18 protein-coding genes are annotated in these 17,265 nt (G+C 70.6%); 10 read left to right on the top strand and 8 right to left on the bottom strand.

Going from position 1 to position 17,265, the window contains the following annotated elements; all coding sequences use genetic code 11:
• On the top strand, nt 1–726 hold a 726-nt coding region (locus AOK03_RS27560), incomplete at its 5' end, for an endonuclease I family protein (protein ID WP_055568055.1).
• Nucleotides 727–771: 45 nt separating this feature from the next.
• On the opposite strand, the gene AOK03_RS27555 is transcribed toward AOK03_RS27560, so the two are convergent.
• Nucleotides 772–1,689, bottom strand: coding sequence for an oxidoreductase (locus AOK03_RS27555; protein ID WP_055568054.1), 918 nt, complete (start codon nt 1,687–1,689; stop codon nt 772–774).
• Nucleotides 1,690–1,786: 97 nt separating this feature from the next.
• Here AOK03_RS27555 and AOK03_RS27550 point away from each other — a divergent pair, with 97 nt between their 5' ends.
• The 4 genes from AOK03_RS27550 (at nt 1,787) to AOK03_RS27535 (ending at nt 4,746) form a co-directional block, all read left to right on the top strand.
• Nucleotides 1,787–2,482, top strand: coding sequence for a helix-turn-helix transcriptional regulator (locus tag AOK03_RS27550; RefSeq protein ID WP_055568053.1), 696 nt, complete (start codon nt 1,787–1,789; stop codon nt 2,480–2,482).
• Nucleotides 2,483–2,580: 98 nt separating this feature from the next.
• Nucleotides 2,581–3,393, top strand: a complete 813-nt coding sequence (locus tag AOK03_RS27545; protein ID WP_055568052.1) for an SAM-dependent methyltransferase — start codon at nt 2,581–2,583, stop codon at nt 3,391–3,393.
• A gap of 66 nt (nt 3,394–3,459) precedes the next feature.
• Nucleotides 3,460–4,032: a helix-turn-helix domain-containing protein gene (locus AOK03_RS27540; RefSeq protein WP_055568051.1), complete on the top strand. Its 573-nt coding sequence runs from the start codon at nt 3,460–3,462 to the stop codon at nt 4,030–4,032.
• Between the two features lie 186 nt (nt 4,033–4,218).
• A complete protein-coding gene (locus AOK03_RS27535; protein WP_055568050.1) occupies nt 4,219–4,746 on the top strand; it encodes a DUF4232 domain-containing protein in 528 nt (175 codons plus the stop codon).
• On the opposite strand, the gene AOK03_RS27530 is transcribed toward AOK03_RS27535, so the two are convergent.
• Complete coding sequence (locus AOK03_RS27530; protein ID WP_079074992.1) at nt 4,739–5,800, bottom strand: ArsR/SmtB family transcription factor; 1,062 nt, start codon at nt 5,798–5,800, stop codon at nt 4,739–4,741. The genes AOK03_RS27535 and AOK03_RS27530 overlap by 8 nt on opposite strands.
• A gap of 185 nt (nt 5,801–5,985) precedes the next feature.
• On the opposite strand from AOK03_RS27530, the gene AOK03_RS27525 reads away from it, so the two are divergent.
• Nucleotides 5,986–6,549 (top strand): hypothetical protein, encoded by a 564-nt coding sequence (locus tag AOK03_RS27525; protein WP_055568049.1) that lies wholly within the window; start codon nt 5,986–5,988, stop codon nt 6,547–6,549.
• 63 nt (nt 6,550–6,612) lie between these two features.
• Here AOK03_RS27525 and AOK03_RS27520 read toward each other — a convergent pair whose 3' ends face one another.
• Nucleotides 6,613–7,722 carry a serine hydrolase domain-containing protein gene (locus tag AOK03_RS27520; RefSeq protein WP_055568048.1) on the bottom strand — a complete coding sequence of 370 codons (1,110 nt, stop codon included), beginning with the start codon at nt 7,720–7,722 and terminating at the stop codon, nt 6,613–6,615.
• Between the two features lie 200 nt (nt 7,723–7,922).
• Between AOK03_RS27520 and AOK03_RS27515 the strand changes: the two genes are divergently transcribed.
• Nucleotides 7,923–8,828: a GbsR/MarR family transcriptional regulator gene (locus tag AOK03_RS27515; RefSeq protein WP_063792588.1), complete on the top strand. Its 906-nt coding sequence runs from the start codon at nt 7,923–7,925 to the stop codon at nt 8,826–8,828.
• A 12-nt stretch (nt 8,829–8,840) separates the two neighbouring features.
• Here the strand turns inward: AOK03_RS27515 and AOK03_RS27510 are convergent, their stop codons facing one another.
• Entirely contained in the window at nt 8,841–10,148 is a 1,308-nt protein-coding gene (locus tag AOK03_RS27510) for a phytase (protein WP_055568047.1), read from the bottom strand.
• Nucleotides 10,149–10,277: 129 nt separating this feature from the next.
• Nucleotides 10,278–10,451 (bottom strand): hypothetical protein, encoded by a 174-nt coding sequence (locus AOK03_RS45035; protein ID WP_341845828.1) that lies wholly within the window; start codon nt 10,449–10,451, stop codon nt 10,278–10,280.
• Between the two features lie 424 nt (nt 10,452–10,875).
• On the opposite strand from AOK03_RS45035, the gene AOK03_RS27505 reads away from it, so the two are divergent.
• Complete coding sequence (locus AOK03_RS27505) at nt 10,876–11,706, top strand: helix-turn-helix domain-containing protein (RefSeq protein WP_055568046.1); 831 nt, start codon at nt 10,876–10,878, stop codon at nt 11,704–11,706.
• Complete coding sequence (locus AOK03_RS41300) at nt 11,706–11,951, top strand: DUF397 domain-containing protein (RefSeq protein WP_079074991.1); 246 nt, start codon at nt 11,706–11,708, stop codon at nt 11,949–11,951. The genes AOK03_RS27505 and AOK03_RS41300 overlap by 1 nt, the downstream gene beginning before the upstream one ends.
• On the opposite strand, the gene AOK03_RS27500 is transcribed toward AOK03_RS41300, so the two are convergent.
• Nucleotides 11,851–13,224 (bottom strand): MATE family efflux transporter, encoded by a 1,374-nt coding sequence (locus AOK03_RS27500; protein ID WP_055568045.1) that lies wholly within the window; start codon nt 13,222–13,224, stop codon nt 11,851–11,853. The two genes, AOK03_RS41300 and AOK03_RS27500, sit on opposite strands and share 101 nt — an antisense overlap.
• Before the next feature lie 97 nt (nt 13,225–13,321).
• Between AOK03_RS27500 and AOK03_RS27495 the strand changes: the two genes are divergently transcribed.
• Nucleotides 13,322–13,849, top strand: coding sequence for a PadR family transcriptional regulator (locus AOK03_RS27495; protein WP_055568044.1), 528 nt, complete (start codon nt 13,322–13,324; stop codon nt 13,847–13,849).
• A gap of 24 nt (nt 13,850–13,873) precedes the next feature.
• On the opposite strand, the gene proP is transcribed toward AOK03_RS27495, so the two are convergent.
• A complete protein-coding gene (proP, locus tag AOK03_RS27490) occupies nt 13,874–15,343 on the bottom strand; it encodes a glycine betaine/L-proline transporter ProP (RefSeq protein WP_055568043.1) in 1,470 nt (489 codons plus the stop codon).
• Between the two features lie 174 nt (nt 15,344–15,517).
• On the bottom strand, nt 15,518–17,265 hold a 1,748-nt coding region (locus AOK03_RS27485), incomplete at its 5' end, for an alpha-L-fucosidase (protein ID WP_055568042.1).

Genomic DNA, 17,265 nt, shown 5'->3' with positions numbered 1-17,265 from the left:
TCCCCCACACCCGCCCCGGCCTCCGCGGCCGTCGGCACCTACGACGACACGTACTACAAGGACGCGCTCGGCAAGACAGGCCCCGAGCTCAAGTCCGCGCTGCACACGATCATCAGCGACCAGACCAAGCTCTCCTACGACGCGGTCTGGGACGCCCTCAAGACCACCGACGAGGACCCGGCCAACAGCTCGAACGTGATCCTGCTCTACTCCGGCACCTCGCGGAGCAAGAGCAGCAGCGGCGGCGACCAGGGCGACTGGAACCGCGAGCACGTCTGGGCCAAGTCCCACGGCGACTTCGGCACGGCGACCGGCCCCGGCACCGACATCCACCACCTGCGCCCCGAGGACGTCACGGTCAACAGCATCCGTGGCAACAAGGACTTCGACAACGGCGGCAGCGAGGTCGAGGGCGCCCCCGGCAACCTCACCGACGGCGACTCCTTCGAGCCCCGCGACGCGGTCAAGGGCGATGTGGCCCGCATGATCCTCTACATGGCTGTCCGCTACGACGGCGAGAGCGGCTTCCCCGACCTGGAGCCCAACGACCAGGTGGACAACGGCAGCGCGCCCGCCATCGGTCGCCTCTCGGTCCTGAAGAAGTGGAGCGACGAGGACCCGCCGGACGCGTTCGAGAAGAACCGGAACCAGGTCATATTCGACAAGTTCCAGCACAACCGGAACCCGTTCATCGACCACCCGGAGTGGGTGGAAGAGGTCTACTGACCACGACCTGACGGGCCCGGGTCCCGAGGGATCCGGGCCCCGACGTCATGCGTCGGGGCCCCCGAGCGCGTCCAGTTCCGCGAGGTCCTCGGCGCTGAGCCGGAGTTCGGCCGCCGCTACGTTCTCCGCCAGGTGGTCCGGCGACGACGTCCCCGGGATCGCGAGCATCGACGGGGAGGCGGCGAGCAGCCACGCCAGGGTGACCTGGGCGGGTGTGACGCCGTGCCGGTCGGCGACGCGGCGCAGTGCCGCGAGGTCGGGTGCTCCGGCGCCGCCGAAGGGGAAGTAGGGGACGTACGCGATGTGCCGTGCCGCGCACGATTCGACCAGCTCGGCGTGGTCGCGCGACAGCGGGCTGAACCTGTTCTGGACGGCGACGACGGGCGCGATCTCCTGGGCCTCGGCGAGTTGTCCGGGCGTGGCGTTGCTGACGCCGAGGTGGCGGATGAGGCCCTCGTCGCGCAGCGCCGCCAGTGTGGCGAAGCGGTCCTCTCCGGGGCCGTCGCTCCGCAGGAAGCGGAGATAGACCAGGTCGAGGTGGTCCCGGCCCAGCTCGCGGAGGTTGCGGTGGACGGCCGCGCGCAGCTCCGCCGGGTCCGCGGGGTCCATCCAGCTGCCGTCCGGGAAGCGCCCGGGGCCGACCTTCGTGGCGATGACCAGGTCGTCGGGGTAGGGGTGGAGCGCCCTGCGGATGAGGTCGTTGGCCGCGATGTCCTCGTAGAAGTAGAAGGCGGCCGTGTCGATGTGGTTCACGCCGAGCTCCACCGCGCGGCGCAGCACGGCGATGCCGCGTTCCGGGTCGTGCGCGGGGCCGTCCCAGTGGGCGGCGGGCAGGCGCATGGCGCCGAAGCCCATGCGGTGGACGGGGCGGTCGCCGCCGATGCGGTGGTGACCGGCCGCGGCGGCCGGGGCGGGGCGCGTACTGGTTCGCGGGCTGGAACTCGTGCTTTCCGTGGGTGCCATGGGCAGATCCTGCGACATGCGTCCGGGGAGCGCGATCACGTGGCCACTTGCTGCCGACGTTGACCCCTTGCGGGCCGCGCCGCAGACTGTCGCCACCATGCCGAGCACATCCCACACAGATCAGATCGTTTCGCTGCGGGGCGAGCGGGAGCTGGTGCGCCGGGCCGGGGAGCTCTTCACCGGCGCCCGCGAGGAGTTCCTCTGCGCGGCGGCGGACCTGGTGACCTTCTCGCCCGGCGTGAACGCCGCGTTCGCCGGGGGCAGGCGCCCGCCCCTCGTCCCCGGCGGCCTGACCATGCGCAAGCTGTACACCCCGCGCGCGCTCGCCGACGCCGAGTCGGAGGCGCGGCTCGTCCGGATCGCCGGCTCCGGGGCGCAGGTGCGCATTTCTGCGGCGCCCCTCGCCCACGAGGCGATCGTCATCGACCGGCGCGTGGCGATCCTCGCCGGGGCGCCGGTCCAGGGGGTGCGGACGTTCACGGTGATCCGTACGCCGATCGCGGTCGAGGGCGTCAGGGCGCTGGTGCACGCGGCCTGGGAGACGGCCGCCGACCTCGACGAGTTCCGCCGGGCGCGGCCGCCCGCGCTGAGCGAGGAGGGGCGCCGGGTGCTGCGCGCGCTGAGCGCCGGGCACACCGACGAGGTGACGGCGCGCGAGCTCGGCATGTCGCTGCGCACGTACCGCAGGCGCGTCGCCGAGCTCATGGCCGCGCTCGGCGCGACCTCGCGTTTCCAAGCGGGTCTGCGGGCGCGCGAGTTGGATCTCGGCGTTCGGGACGGGGCGGGCAACTGACCGCGCGGAGGGCCGTCTAGATTACTGCTTGATCGTTGAACGCTTGACCGTCGGATCGACAGGTACGACGGCGCAGGTACGTCGCCCAGGAGGCTCCCGTGTCAGATCACGACCCCCAGCTCGGCTCAGCCGCTGACATCCGCGCGCGCATCGACACCAGCACGCCGCACTCCGCGCGGTTCTGGAACTACTTCGTGGGCGGCAAGGACAACTACGAGAAGGACAGGGAGCTCGGGGAGCACATCAAGGAGATCTTCCCCGGCCTGGTCGACGTGGCCCGCACCAGTCGGCTCTTCCTCGGCCGCGCGGTGCGCCACCTCGCCACGGAGCGGGGCGTGCGGCAGTTCCTGGACATCGGCACGGGCCTGCCGACGGCGGACAACACGCACGAGGTCGCCCAGCGCGTCGCCCCGGACTCGCGCATCGTCTACGTCGACAACGACCCGCTGGTCCTCGCCCACGCGCGGGCCCTGCTGACCAGCACGCCCGAGGGCGAGACGGCGTACATCGACGCGAACCTCTACGAGCCCGAGGCGATCCTCGCCGAGGCCTCGAAGACCCTCGACCTTTCCCAACCGGTCGCCCTCATCATCCTCAACACCCTCGGCCACGTCGCCGACCTCGACCAGGCCCGCGATCTGGTGACCCGTCTCATGGCGGGCCTCCCGTCCGGCAGCCACCTGGTCATCAGCGACTCCACGGCCACCAGCGAGGGCATGATCGCGGCGTCGAACGAGTACAACAAGAGCGGCGCGATCCCCTACTACGTCCGCGGCGTGGACGAGATCGCCTCCTTCTTCGAGGGCCTCGAACTGGTGGAGCCCGGCGTCACCCAGGTCACGCGCTGGCGCCCGGAGGCGGAGGACGCGACGGCGGTCGACGCGTACGGAGCGGTGGGCCGCAAGGCGTGAGCTGAGCCGACGCGGTGGCGGGGCCGGGCGGCGGCAGGTACGGGAAACGAGTGGAGGCGTCGGCCGGTGACGGAGGACGAGACGGTACTGGAGAACGTCGGCCCGCGGCTGCGGGGCTTCCGCAAGGCGCTCGGCCTGACCCTCGCCACCCTGGCCGAGCGCACGGGGCTCACGCCCAGCACCATCTCCCGGCTCGAACGCGGACACATCCGCCCGACCCTGGAACAGCTCCTGCCGCTCGCCCGCGCCTACGCCGTCCCCCTCGACGAACTCGTGGCCGCACCGACCACCGGTGACCCACGCGTCCACCTGCGCCCCTTCCGCAAGGACGGGCTGACCTTCGTGCCGCTGGGCGTGAAGACGGGCGGCATGCGCGCGTACAAGGTGATCTACCCCCCGATGTCGAAGCTTCCGCCGCCGCGGTTCCATGTGCACCCCGGGCGCGAGTGGTTCTACGTCCTCCACGGGACGGTCCAGCTCGTCCTGACCGACACCCGCACGGAGCTGACGGCGGGTGAGGCGGCGGAGTTCGACACCGCCACCCCGCACTGGATCGGCAACGCCCGCGACGACGGGGTGGCGGAGACCATCGCCATCTACGGGCAGCAGGGCGAACGGGTGCACGTCACGGACGTCTGACGGCGGCGTCCGGCGTATCGCCGTCCCGTTCCCCCGTTCCAGGGTGTGGGCATTTGTGCTGGTCAAGGGCCGTTCCGGCGTTCCGGCGTCCCGTATCACCGGTGTGTTGTGGCAGCCGGGACGGACCGCGGCCCAGGCTGTGGTCCGACCGGTCACCGACCACTCACCGCACTCATGGAGTTCTCGATGCGTTCGCGTCTCGCCGCCCGTCCCACCCGTCTCGTCCTGACCGCCGTGGCCGCCGCGGCCCTCGCCACCACCGCCGCGGGCACCGCCCTCGCCGTCGGCGGCCAGAGCAAGGCCCCTGTCGAGCAGGTCTGCGGGACCGCCGACCTGACCTTCAAGGTCACCGAGAAGACGCAGGCCGGGGGCTACCTCCTCGTGACCGCCAAGGCCAGGCCCGGCATCACCTGCTACCTGGAGGGCACCATCCCCGCCGCGGGCTTCGGCTCCCACCCCGACCGGCAGGTCACCCCCGCCGAGCAGGCCGTCACCGACAGCGTCAAGCTCTCCGGTTCCACCGCCGCCTACGCAGGCATCAACCCGAAGTCGACCAACGACGACTTCGGCGCGGAGTTCGACCGGATGAGCATCGCCGTCGCCGGGGACGAGGAGGGTGCCGTCTCCGTCCGCCTGCCCAGCCCGACCCTGATCGACAAGCCGCTGAGCACGAACTGGCACGCCGACCCGGCCGACGCCGTTCCCTTCAGCTGACGCTCTCCGAGCCGTGCGGCCCACCTCCCCCACACCCCCGGGGGGAGGCGGCGGCACGGCTCGGTCTGTCGGCCGACGAGTGCGCTGTCCGCCCCACCGTGACCCCGGTGAGCAGGTGGTTCCCGAGCTGGGTGAGCGTGTGGCGCACGTGGTGCCGCTGCCTGGTGCTGGCGATGAGACCGGCACGGCGCAGCACCGTGGCGTGCTCACTGGCGGAGGACACGGACACACCGGCGCAGCGCGCCAGCTCACTCGTGGTGCGCGGCGTTTCGAGTGCTTCCAGGACGGCCGCCCGGGTGTGGCCGAGCAGTGGTGCCAGCCGGGTCCCCGGGTCCGCGGACGTGTCGGGGCCGAGTGGTCGCGCGGGATAGACGAGCACGGGCCAGAGGGTCTCGTCGAGCAGGGCCACCGGTGTGCGGCGGCAGAAGTACGAGGGCACGAGCAGCAGTCCGCGCCCCTTCAGGTGCACGTCCCGGTCGACGGGGTAGTCCGCGCACAGGACCGGCGACTGCCAGCTCAGCAGGGGCGCGAAGGAACGCAGCATTTCCTCGGTGCCGAGGCGGCACTGGGTCTCGGTCCGATGGCGTCGGTCGCCTTCGATGCGGGAGGCGATGTCCCGCCAGCCGGGCTCCAGGACGGAGGCGTGGTACTCGCGCAGCGCCCGGCCCAGGCGGCGCAGGGCGCCCGTTTCGCCCTCGGCCAGCAGCCCGGCTTCCGAGGGCAGCGGATTGTGGTGGGCCAACAGCGTCAATTCGCGGCGCAGTTGACGGCGCGGAGTGGTGAGCACGGCGTCGATCCCGCACTCCAGCCCGCCCGAGCCCTCGGCGGGCGTGAGGAAATCCGGGAAGTATCCGCGCGAGGGCATCAGCGGCGAGAGCATTCTCAGCGCGAGGGCCCCGCGCGCGCACTTGCGGCGCCGCCAGCCGTCGAGCACCGGTTCCCGGCTTTTCTCGCGGAGTTGCTGCAGGCTCAGGACGGTTTCCCATAAGGGGTCCGGTTCCTCGGCGATCCTGGTGCGGGCCAGGTCTCCGGAACTGAAATGAATACGCAGCACGGCATCCCCCGATTGTCCGCCACGGCGTTCAAGGGGACGATAGTGGCAAGAACCACGGTTCCCAAGTACACGTGAGGGTGAGCGCGATACTCCCGGGTTTCGGGCAGCGCCGAAACCCCTGGCCGCCACGGACCGTCGTTCCGCAACCTGTTGGCGTACCGAAGGGAAACGACGACGGGGGAAAGATGATCGACCATCGCAGGACCGCACTCGGGTGCGCTTCGCTGCTCCTGACCGCCGGAACGCTGGCGGCCGTCGGCAGCGGCGCATCGGCCCAGCCGCAGAAGTCCGAAGCCGCGACCGCCGCCCACCTGGCGTCAGCGCCTCAAGCAGAGTGCAAGTACCGGGGGTTCAACGGCTCGGGCTCCCTCGTCACCGCGTGGAAGGGCGGCTCCCCGCACAAGATCGGCGGCGGCCGCTCCCTGGGGTTGCGCACGGGCCGGGACAGCATCTTCATCAACGGGGACCGCTCCAGCGCCAAGCTGATCAACGCGAAGAAGGGCGACAGCGCCTGGGTGGAGATCCGGCACCAGGAGCACCGTCCCGAGAGCTGGCGCAAGGGCGTGGCCTGCGGGATCACCGCGGAGAGGCACCCGTCGGCGACCGTGCCGGGAGCACCGAAGCGCTACTACATCCAGACGCGCTGGTACTTCCACAGCTCGCCGACGCTCGATGACCGCTGGATGCGGGCCTGCGCGGAGACCCGCGGCGACGTCAAGTGCGGCAAGTGGTACGACGACCACGTGTGAGAGCCGCCGGTGCCCTGCCCGAGGTCCACAGGACCGCAGGCGGGGCGCCGCCACGTCGCTGCGTCACGGGGAGGCGAACCCTAACGCGCAGCCATAGCTGAACTCGGCCTCCAGGAGCTCGTTGAAGATGCCGATCGGGTCCTCCCAACACCCCGACACCCAGTCGGCGTTGATGTTCACCGCGAGCATGTGCGTGCCGTCGCGCGTGCCGTAGACGTACGACCAGGACCCGAAGATCGCGCCGCCCATGCCCCACACCGCCGTGCCGGAGGGCAGCATCACGCGGGAGACGCCGAGGCCGTACGTGGCGCGGGGCACCCAGTCGCGCGTCGGGACCATCGTGAGCAACTCGCGCTGCTGCTCCGGCCGCAGGAGCCGTCCGCCGAGCAGCGCCGAGAAGAACCGGGTCAGGTCGGCGACGGTGGAGATCATGCCGCCCGCCGCCCAGTACGGGGTCGTCTCCAGTTCCGTGACGTCGTGGACCGGGGCGTCCGGATCGGCGGAGAACAGCTTGGTGTAGTGGCGCGCGTGCGGCCGGGGCAGGGCCGGGTCGGTACCCGGCGGCAGGGAGGTTCCCGTCAGGCCGAGCGGGCGGACGAGCCGGTCGGCGATCTCGTCCGTGAGCGTCCGGCCGGTCACGCGCTCGACGATCATTCCGGCGACGACGTAGTTGGTGTTGGAGTACGCCCAGCCCGTCCCCGCGGGGAAGTCCGCCGGGTGCGACACGGCGATCCTGACGAGCTCCGCGGGCGTGTAGCTCTCCTGTGTGCTCAGCGCCGCCTGGTCATGGGTGTGGCTGAAGATTCCGCTGGTGTGGTCGAGGAGTTGGCGGACCGTGATCGTGGTGCCGTCGTGCCCGTTCCCGGTCACCACGCCCGGCAGCCACTGTTCCACCGTGTCCCGCAGGGTCAGCCGCCCCTCGGCCACGAGCTGCAGGAGCACGGTGGCGGTGAAGGTCTTGGTGATGCTGCCGACCCGGAACCGGTCCTCGTGTCCGCGCGAGCGACGCGTCCGCGTGTCGGCGACCCCCGCCGTGCCGAACCAGTTCCCGCCGCGGTCCCGGACCTGGGCCAGGATTCCCGGCACTCCCCCTTCTCGTACCGCCCGGTCGAGCACACGCTGTGCGGCGTCGTGATCCCCTCGGGAGGGCGCCACGGGAGTGGCGTCTTCCATGTGAACTCCCCTGATTACGTGTTCCCTTGTCTTCAGCGACACATGAAAGCTACGTTGCGTACGCGTCCGTCAGAAACGCCGCAGGCCGTGCGACTTCGGAGAACAGGGGAGTTTTTCGGATCTTGTAGCGTTGCCGATGACGGCTAACGCAACGCACGGCTACGGACGTTGGCGCGTGCCCCAGGGGCGGGAAGGCGGACATGGGCGGCGGGAGACTGACCGCGGAGGACCGGCGCGTCATCGAGGCGGGACTGTCCGAGGGCTTGGCCTACGCCGCCATCGCGCGTCGTCTGGGGCGGGCGACCTCGTCCGTCAGCAGGGAGGTCGCCCGCAACGGCGGGCCCGGCGCCTACCGCGCGGAACACGCCGACCGCGCCGACGCCTGGCGGCGCCGCAACCGGCCGCCCCGGCCCGCCGCGCCACGGCCCGCCGGCTCCGGTGCGGGCCCCGACCACGACGCGTACGCCCCGTACGGTCCCGACCCCGACGCCGTCCACGCGTACGTGGACAAGTTCGCGGGCCTGCTGATCTCCGTCGGGCTGCCCCGCACGGCCGCCCGGGTGCTGGCCTGCCTGGTGACGGCCCCCTCCGGCGCGGGAACCTCCGCGGAGCTCACCCGGCGGCTGAAGGTCAGCCCCGCCTCGGTCTCCAAGGCCGTGGGTTACCTCGAAGGGCTCGACGTCCTCACCCGCAAGCACGAGCCCGGCCGACGCCAGGACCGTTATGTCATCGACGAGGACGTCTGGCTCCGTGCCTGGCTGACCAGCGCCCACAAGAACGCGGCGTGCGCCGCGGCCGCCCGGGAGGGCGCCGACCTGTTCGGACTCGACACCCCCACGGGAGCGCGGCTCCGCACGATGTACACGTTCTTCGCCGGGATCCACCGGAACATGACGGGTCCGCCGATCGCGGGTGCCCTCGACGACGCGCTGACCGTACTGGCCGCCCTTTTCCACGCGGCCCGGCCCCTCACGACCGGCGAATTGGCCGGCGCGCTCGGCTGGCCGGAGTCGCGTGTCGCCACCGCCGTGGAGGAAGCCGCCGGGAGCGAGCCGCGGCTGCGGCTCACGCCCGCGCAGCGCGCCGCGCTCGACGCGGCGCCGTGACGCCTCCCGGACTCAGTCGTCCAGCGCCTTCATGACCTTCCCGAGGTCGACGAACTTGAAGTCGGTGGACGGGCGGTCACCGTCGCCGGGGGCGTCGTGGCCGTCCTGGACGACCAGGAGGCCGTGCGGGTACTCCGGCCCGAGCGGCTCGTTCAGCGCGGCCGCGCCGTCGCACTCCTCGGAGCCGTCGAGCGCGCCGCCCGCGGGGGTGACGCGGAAGCCGCCCTCGTACTCGTTCTGGTCGCCCAGTTCGCGGTCGTACGCGGCGAAGGTGTTGTCGCCCTGGCTGGAGGCGAGCAGATAACCGTCACCGTCGGCCTCATCGACGAGGGTCAGGCCCTCGACGTCGGCCGTGATCCGCTTGCCGCCGTACCCGGGGTCGGCGCCCGGCGTGCACTCCTCGGTCTCCTCGTCGTAGACGCCGGGAACGCCGTACTCCCGCACCTTGTCGACGAGTTCGGGCTTCCCGGTCAGGTCGGCGCGCAGCCGCCAGATGCCGACGTCCTCCTGCCCGGCGTACAGCGTGCCGTTGGACGGGTCGACGACCATGCCCTCGACCTGCGGGAGTTCGCCCGGCTCGGCGCACGGGCGCCACGAGGTGCCGTTCGGCAGCCGGAACGAGGACGGCAGGTCCAGGGTGCGGACCTTGCGGTACGTGACCTTGCCGCCCTGCCCCGGGATCAGTTCCAGGAGCGCGACGCTGGTGCGCTCGCGGCGGCTGACGAGGGCGTACGAGCGGCCGCTCGCCTTGTCCTGCCAGGTCGCGAGGCCGTACGCGGTGCGCTGCTCGTTGATCTCGGCCTGGTCGGCGGAGAAGACGGGCGGGGCTGCGGGGTCCGTGACGTCGGTCAGCGGCCCGCCGGACCGGTCGCGGTCGATGCGGTAGAAGCGCAGCCGGTCGTGGCCGCGGTCGCTGGTGACGGCGAGGTCGGCGGAGCCGGAGGAGAGCTTCAGGCCGCGCACGAGGTCGACGTTGTTGAAGCGGCCCGGCGCGTCGTCGGGGCCGTCCGCGGGCGGTGCGGCGACGGACTGGACGGGGCGGGCGTCCAGGTCGTAGGCGCGCAGGCCGCCCTCCTTGGCCGTGGCGATCACCAGGCTGCGCGCCGGGTCGGCGGTGTTGCGCCAGATCGCGGGGTCGTCGGCGTCGGCGTTGCCGCCCGCGTCGTCGTCGTGCAGGACGGGGGTCTCGGCCCGGGGCGTGACCCCGGGCAGCGGGTCGGCGGCCACGGCCGTGGCGGAGGCCGAGGTCGCGGCGAGCACGGTGGTCAGTGCGAGGACGACCGAGCCGATCGTTCGACGGGTCGGACAGTGTCTGGTCACGCGATGTCTCCTCGTTCCGGGAACGGATGGATCTTGCGTGAGACTGGGCCTTGCCGGTGTCGGCGCGGCGTACGCGACGCGTCCGGTAACACCCCGCCCGAATGTACACAGGGTTAACACGCGCTGGTTTCAGTGGGGTTGGGAGTCCACGGCGAGTTCCGCCCACACCGTCTTGCCCGCCTTCCGGCCGACGACGCCCCACTCGACGGCGAGCGCCGCCACGATCGTGAGCCCCCCGCCCCGTCTCCCGCTCGGGCGACGGCGCGTCGCGCGCCACCAGGGGTGCGCCTTCCGCGCGGGCATCCGCGACCTCGATACGCAGCGTGTCGGCACGCAGCGTCAGCCCGAGCTCGAAGTCGAGGCCCGGCACGAGGCCGTGCGTCACGGCGTTCGCAGCGAGCTCGGCGACGATCGCCTCGGCGGCGTCCGAGAGTTCGGTGTCGTACGCGATCCCCCAGCCGTCCAGGTGATACCTGGCCAGCCTCCTCGCGAGGCGTGCGCCCCGGGGCGTGGCACTGAAGCGTTGCGCGAAGGTGCGGGGTGCGGCGGCGGGGCGCGCTTGCGTCGACATGGCGGCAACGGTGGCCGTGCACGGCTGTGGACACCAGGAGCAAAACTCGTACGCTGCGTAATTGTACGAGTGCGAAGGGTGGACAGTACGGGTAACGGAACGTGAGCATGGGCGCGTTGGCGCAGACCGATAGCCGAGCGTCAGGGGATACCCGTGATGTCGTCAAGTGCGACGAGCAGTAATGAGCCCGAACCGACCGATGGCTTGAAGGCGTTCGGCGCCGTCCTGAAGAGCTTCCGCAAACGCGCCGGGTACACGCAGGAGTCCCTGGCCGAGGAGATCGGCTACTCAGTCCATTTCATCGCCTCCGTCGAACAGGGCCGCCGTTTCCCTCCGCCGCGGTTCGTCGACCAGTGCGAGGTGACGCTGGATGCGTTCGGGACGCTGCGGCTGGCGGCGAATCAGCTGTCGCGGCAGCGGGGGTTGGCTTCCTGGTTTCGCCAGTGGGCGCAGCTAGAACATGACGCGGTGGCGCTTTCAACGTACGAGTGCAGGCTCATCCCGGGCCTGTTGCAGACCGAGGAGTACGCCCGGAAGCTGTTCGTGAACCGCCTTCCACCACTGGGCGACGAACAGATCGAGACCCGGCTCCTGGCGCGGGTCGAGCGGCAACGGCTACTCACGGAGCGGCCGAACACGGCGTACAGCTTCATCCTTGAGGAACATCTGTTCCAGCGCAGAATGGGTGGGCATGAAGTCACCATGGAACTCATCGACCATGTCCTCGGATTCGCGAAGCGCCGGAACATCGAGCTGCAAATCATGCCGGTGGTACGGGAGAGCCATGCCGGACTGGACGGGCCAATGCATCTGCTGGAGACCCCGGAGAACAAGTGGCTCGCATACTCCGAAGGACAGGAGAGCGGACAGCTCATCTCCGAGCCGAAAGTGGTCAGCATGCTCCAGATGCGGTATGCCAGGATGCGCGCACAGGCTCTCTCATTCGATGACTCGTTGAGCCTGCTGGAGCGGATGCGAGGAGCATGATGAGCACCCCGGAACTGGCCTGGTTCAAAAGCAGCTACAGCAGCGGCAGCTCCGGCGACTGTCTCGAAGTCGCCCTGGCCTGGCGCAAGTCCAGCCACAGCAGTAGCGGCGACGGCGACTGCGTAGAGATCGCCCCCTGCCCCACTACCCTCCACGTACGCGACTCCAAGAACCCCGACGGCCCCCAACTCGCCCTGAACCCTCGCGCCTGGACGGAGTTCGTCGCGTACGCCTCCCGCCCCTGACCCGCGTCAGCGCCACGCACTGGAGGCCGACCGCACACGCCATCGCCAGGCAGATCCCGGGTAGCCCGTGGCCCGACAGCGCGTACGCCGCGCCGAGTTGGGCCGCGACACCGCACACCGTGATGCGGGCCAGCGCCGGGCTGTCACCGCCGCCCTCGTACACCCCGGCCACCCCGATGAAGCACGCGAGCAGCACCAGGTACGGCCCGAGGCACCGCAGGTAGAGCGTCCCGGCGTCGGCCACCTCGCCGTCCGCGCCGAACGCCCGCATGATCCAGGACGCGGCGGCGAGGAGCAGCACGGCGGCCGTCAGACCGAGCGTTCCGGCGACGAGCAGCGCCTCGCGGCGGATCGCCCGGCGTTCGTCGCGTCCGGCGCCCAGTTGGTGGGCGGTGTGGATCGCGGCGGCCTGGCGTACGGAGTAGAAGGCCATCGTCGCGACGTACGTGGCCTTCGTCGCGATGCCGTACGCGGCGACCTCGTCGACACCGATCCGGGCCACCACCGCGACCAGCGCCAACGTGCCCGTCATGCGGACGACGAAGTCGGCCGACATGGGCAGACCGGTCGCGGCGGTCCGGCGCGCGTCCGCGCCGAGGACGCGGGCCCGCAGGCCGGACGGTCGCAGCGAGGGCCGCAACACGAGCAGCCCGCAGATCAGCGCCACCGAGCGGCCGGTCACCGTGGCGATCGCCGCGCCGCGCACGCCCAGGTCACAGCCGAGGATGAGGACCGGGTCCAGGACGAGGATCAGCCCGTTGGCCAGCAGGGCGAGCCGCATCGGGGTGCGCGTGTTGCCCGAGCCCTTGAGGATGCCGTCGACCACGTTCGTGGCGAAGTAGACCGCCATGCCGGGCAGCGCGATCGCGAAGTACTCCGTGGCGAGGTGGACGGAGGCGCCGCCGTCCTCGCCGAGCACCCAGCGGGCCAACCGCTCCTGACCCACGTAACCCCCGACCGCGACCACGGGAGTGAGCAGCGCCCACAACACCCAGCCGCCCCGCACGGCCGAGCGCGCCGCCGCCGGATCACCCGCTCCCCGTGCGCGGGCCACAAGCACGGTCGTACCGGAACCTGCCATGAGGATCACGCCGAGCAACACGTTCTCGACGTTCGTCGCGACCGCCACCGCGGCCACCGCGGCCACCGCGGCCCCACCCAGCCCGGCCACCCAGACCATGTTGATGATCCCGGCCGCGACTCCCGCGAGGAGTTCCCCGTAGACCGGCAGCGCGAGCGACACCACCCGCCGTCGATGCTCCGTCGGACCCATGCCCCATCCCCCTCCACCCGTGTACCTCGAATCGAGGTACCACGAAAAGAGATAGCATCACGGGCACGGAACGTACAAGGGTGAAAGGGCAGCACTCATGCTGGAGTTGGCGATTCTCGGGTTCCTGTACGAGGAGCCCTTGCACGGGTACGAGCTCAAGGCTCGTATCCAGGACCTGAACGGGCACATCCGGCCCGTGAGCGACGGCGCGCTCTACCCCGCGATCAGCCGGCTCACGACGGCCGGGTACGTCGACCAACGCACCGAACCCGGCAGCAGCGCCGTGCCCCGCCGGGTCCTGTCACTCACCGACGCCGGGCGCACCCGCCTGTTCGCCCGGCTGCGCGAGCCCAAGGACGTCGAGGTCACCGACGGACAGCGGTTCTTCACGCTCCTCGCGTTCCTGCGCCACCTGCCCGACCCGGCCGAACAGGCCACCGTGCTCCGCCGTCGACAGGCGTTCCTGTCCACCCCCGCCAGCTTCTTCTACCGCGACGGGAAACCCGTGCGGGCGGAAGAGGCCGAGGACCTCTTCCGCCAGGGGATGCTGCGCATCGCGCGTGCCACCGGCACGGAGGAGAAGGCGTGGCTGGCCGAGGCGATCGCCACGCTGGAGAAACCCTGAGGGAGAAGCCCTGAGGCACCCGCCTCAGGACACTCGCTGCGACTCCACCAGTTCGCGTGCCTCCTCGTCCGTGGCCACCGAGGGCGGCGAGCCCTCCAGCGGCTTGCGGGCCGTCTCCTTCATCGCGGCGACCGCGATGATGCCGACGAGTCCGAAGAGCATCGTGTAGAACGCGGGCATCAGGTCGTTGCCGGTCGCGCCGATCAGCGCGGCGACGACCAGCGGGGTCGTACCGCCGAAGAGCGAGACGGAGATGTTGAAGCCGATGGAGAGCGAGCTGTAGCGGACGTCCGTCGGGAAGAGGGCCGGGAGCGACGAGGACATGGCGCCCAGGTAGCAGACCAGCGCGAGGCCGAGGATCAGCAGGCCCGTGAAGACGGCGACCGTTCCGCCCTGCTTGATGAGGAGGAACGCGGGGAGGGCGAGGACGAAGAAGCCCACCGAGCCCGCCATCAGGACCGGCTTGCGGCCGATGCGGTCGGAGAGGCGGCCGACGGAGTTGATCAGCGCCATCAGGATCAGCATGACGACGACGATCGACATCAGGCCGCCGGTCTCGCCGAAGCCGAGCTGCGTGAGGTACGTCGGCATGTACGACAGGAGCATGTAGTCGGTGACGTTGAACGCCGCGACCAGCGCGATGCACAGCAGCATCGCGCGCCACTGGCCGAAGAAGGAATCCTTGAAGGACTTCTTGTCACGCTCGGCGGCCGGGCCGCTCTCCTCCATCTTCTGGAAGGCGGGCGACTCGTCGAGCTTCATCCGCAGGTAGAGGCCGATCAGGCCGAGCGGCGCCGCCACCAGGAACGGGATGCGCCAGCCCCACGACTGCATGGCGTCGTCGCTGAGCGCCGCGGTGAGGGAGGTGACGAGGACCGCGGCGACCGTGTAGCCGATCAGCGTGCCGAACTCCAGGAACGAGCCCCAGAAACCGCGGCGCTTGTCGGGCGCGTACTCCGCGATGAACGTCGCGGCACCCCCGTACTCACCGCCCGTCGAGAAGCCCTGCACCATGCGGCAGAGGACGAGGAGGATGGGCGCCCAGACGCCGATCGACGTGTAGCTCGGGATCAGACCGATCGCCAGCGTCGCCGTCGACATCATGATCATGGTGAGCGCGAGGATCTTCTTGCGGCCCACGCGGTCGCCGAGCGGGCCGAAGAACATGCCGCCGATGGGGCGCACGAGGAAGGCCGCGGCGAAGGTCGCCAGGGAGGAGAGGGTCTGCGCGGTGTCGTTCCCGGAGGGGAAGAACTCCTTGCCGATGATGACGGCGAGGTAGGCGTAGACACCGAAGTCGTACCACTCCATGGCGTTGCCCAGCGCGGTCGCCTTCACCGCGCGCTTGACCTGGGCTTCCTCGGTGACGGTGATGTCCGTCTGGCGCAGGCGCGGGTTCTTGCGGCGGTGGATCGCCCGGAAGAGCGCCCGGTGCCGTGCCACGGCTTCGGGAGCCGGCGGTGCCGGTGTTTCAGGGGCTTCGGGCGCGCTCACTGGTCAGTCACTCTCTCTGTCGGCACCTGGGTGGGTCGGGTCGGACGTCGATCAACATTGCCAACCCCGGTACCGGAAAGTGCCCGCTGATGGTCCTCACGAACAGGGCCCCAAGTCCTTGATCACAAGGACTTGGGGCCCGTTTCGCCACAAACTTTCCGGGCAGACGTTCCCTCAGTGTGCGTACAGCTGTGACCGGGGAACGATCTGCTGCTCCTGGCCGGGGCTCGACCACAGCAGCTTCAGATGTGCCTCGCCCGTCTGCTCCGCGTACTCGACCTTGATCGCGTGCCGCTTGCCCGCGGTCAGCCGCACCTGCGCCTTGTCGAGTTTCGGCTCGTGCGGCGTCCAGGAGTCGATGACGAGCTTGCCGTCGATCCAGACGCGGGCCATGTCGTCGGAGACGGTCGTGAGCGTGTACGTCTCCGAGCGGCGCGGCTCGACCGAACCGCTCCAGCGGATGCTGAAGTTGTCGGCGGGGACCGACGCGTCCGGCGAACCGGCGTACTTCCAGGCGTGGTTGAGCGTGGGGTCGGTGCGGGTGACCTTCGGGGCCCCTTCGAGCTTCGCGTTGTCGAAGATCTCCTGCTTCAGGCCCTTGCCCTGGCCGGGGCGCGCCGTGGGGCCGGGGTCGACCCGCAGCTCGATCACGGTCGCGGTCGCGTTCGTGGCGGCGCCCGACGGCTTGAGGTCGTAGCCGTCGCCGGATTTGGTGACCGTCACCTGCTGGTCGCTGCCGAGGACGCGGGCCGACTTCACCTTGAAGTCCGTGCGGGCCTTCAGGTGCAGGGCACCGCCCGCCGCGGGCCACTGCGTGACCGCCGCGTACAGCTTGTCGCCCTTGCGGCTCACATGGCCCCAGGCCGGTTCCTCGACGAGGCCGCCGTAGCGGGCGCCGTAGACCGCGTCGCCCTGGCCCGCCGTGCGCAGCCAGTCGCCCATCTGCGCGAGGCGGTCGACGGAGGGCTGCGGGACGCGGCCGCGCGCGTCGGGGCCGACGTTGAGGAGGTAGTTGCCGCTGCGGGATGCGGTGGCGAGGAGGTTGCGGGTCAGGGTCTGGGCGGACTTCCAGTCCTCGTCGTAACGGGCGTACCCCCAATGGCCGTTGAGGGTCATGCAGGACTCCCAGAGCTGGCCGTCGACCGGTGCGGCGGGGATCTCCTGCTCGGGGGTGCCGTAGTCGCCGTCGACCACGCGGCGCTTGCCGACGCGGTTGTTGATGACCAGATCGGGGTCGAGGCCGCGGAGGTAGGACTCCAGCTCCTCGCCGTCCTTGGCCGTCCAGGGGTTGTGGGGCTTGTCGGTGTCCCACTCGCCGTCGAACCAGAGCAGCGCCGGGTCGTAGGTGTCGACCAGCTCCTTGAGCTGCGCGTACATGCGCTTCTCGTACTCGGGGAACGTCGCCGGGTCCGGGAAGTCCTTGTCGTGCCAGTCCCAGATCGAGTAGTAGAAGCCGAGCTTGATGCCCGCGTCGTCGGACGCCTTCTTCAGCTCGGCCAGGATGTCGCGGTTCTTGTCGAAGGAGGAGTGGTCGCGCAGGTTCCAGTCGTTGACCTTCGTCGGCCACATCGCGTAGCCCTCGTGATGCTTGGACGTGATGACGATGTAGCGCATCCCTGCGTCCTTGGCCGCCTTGACGATCGCCTTCGCGTCGAAGTCCGCGGGGTTGAAGTTCTGCGCCTGCTTCTCGTACGCGTCCATCGGGATGTCGCACTCCCGCTTGATCCACTCCGCGTTGCGGCAGATGCTGCCGTCGGGGCGCTTGTACTCGCCCTCCAGGTTCGAGTACGCGCCGAAGTGGATGAACATGCCGAACCGGTCCTGACGGAACCAGTTGGTGCGGTCGGCGGTGAAGGGGTCGTCCGACGCGTGGTCGGTGCCGGGGCCCGCGATCCGCGGCGGCTTCGGGGCGGGGGTGGGGG

The organism is Streptomyces atriruber, from assembly GCF_001418325.1.
In the GTDB taxonomy this organism is placed as follows: Bacteria; Actinomycetota; Actinomycetes; order Streptomycetales; family Streptomycetaceae; genus Streptomyces; species Streptomyces atriruber.
The sequence above is the reverse complement of the archived record's forward strand: the minus strand, read 5'-3'. Positions and strand labels throughout refer to the sequence as shown.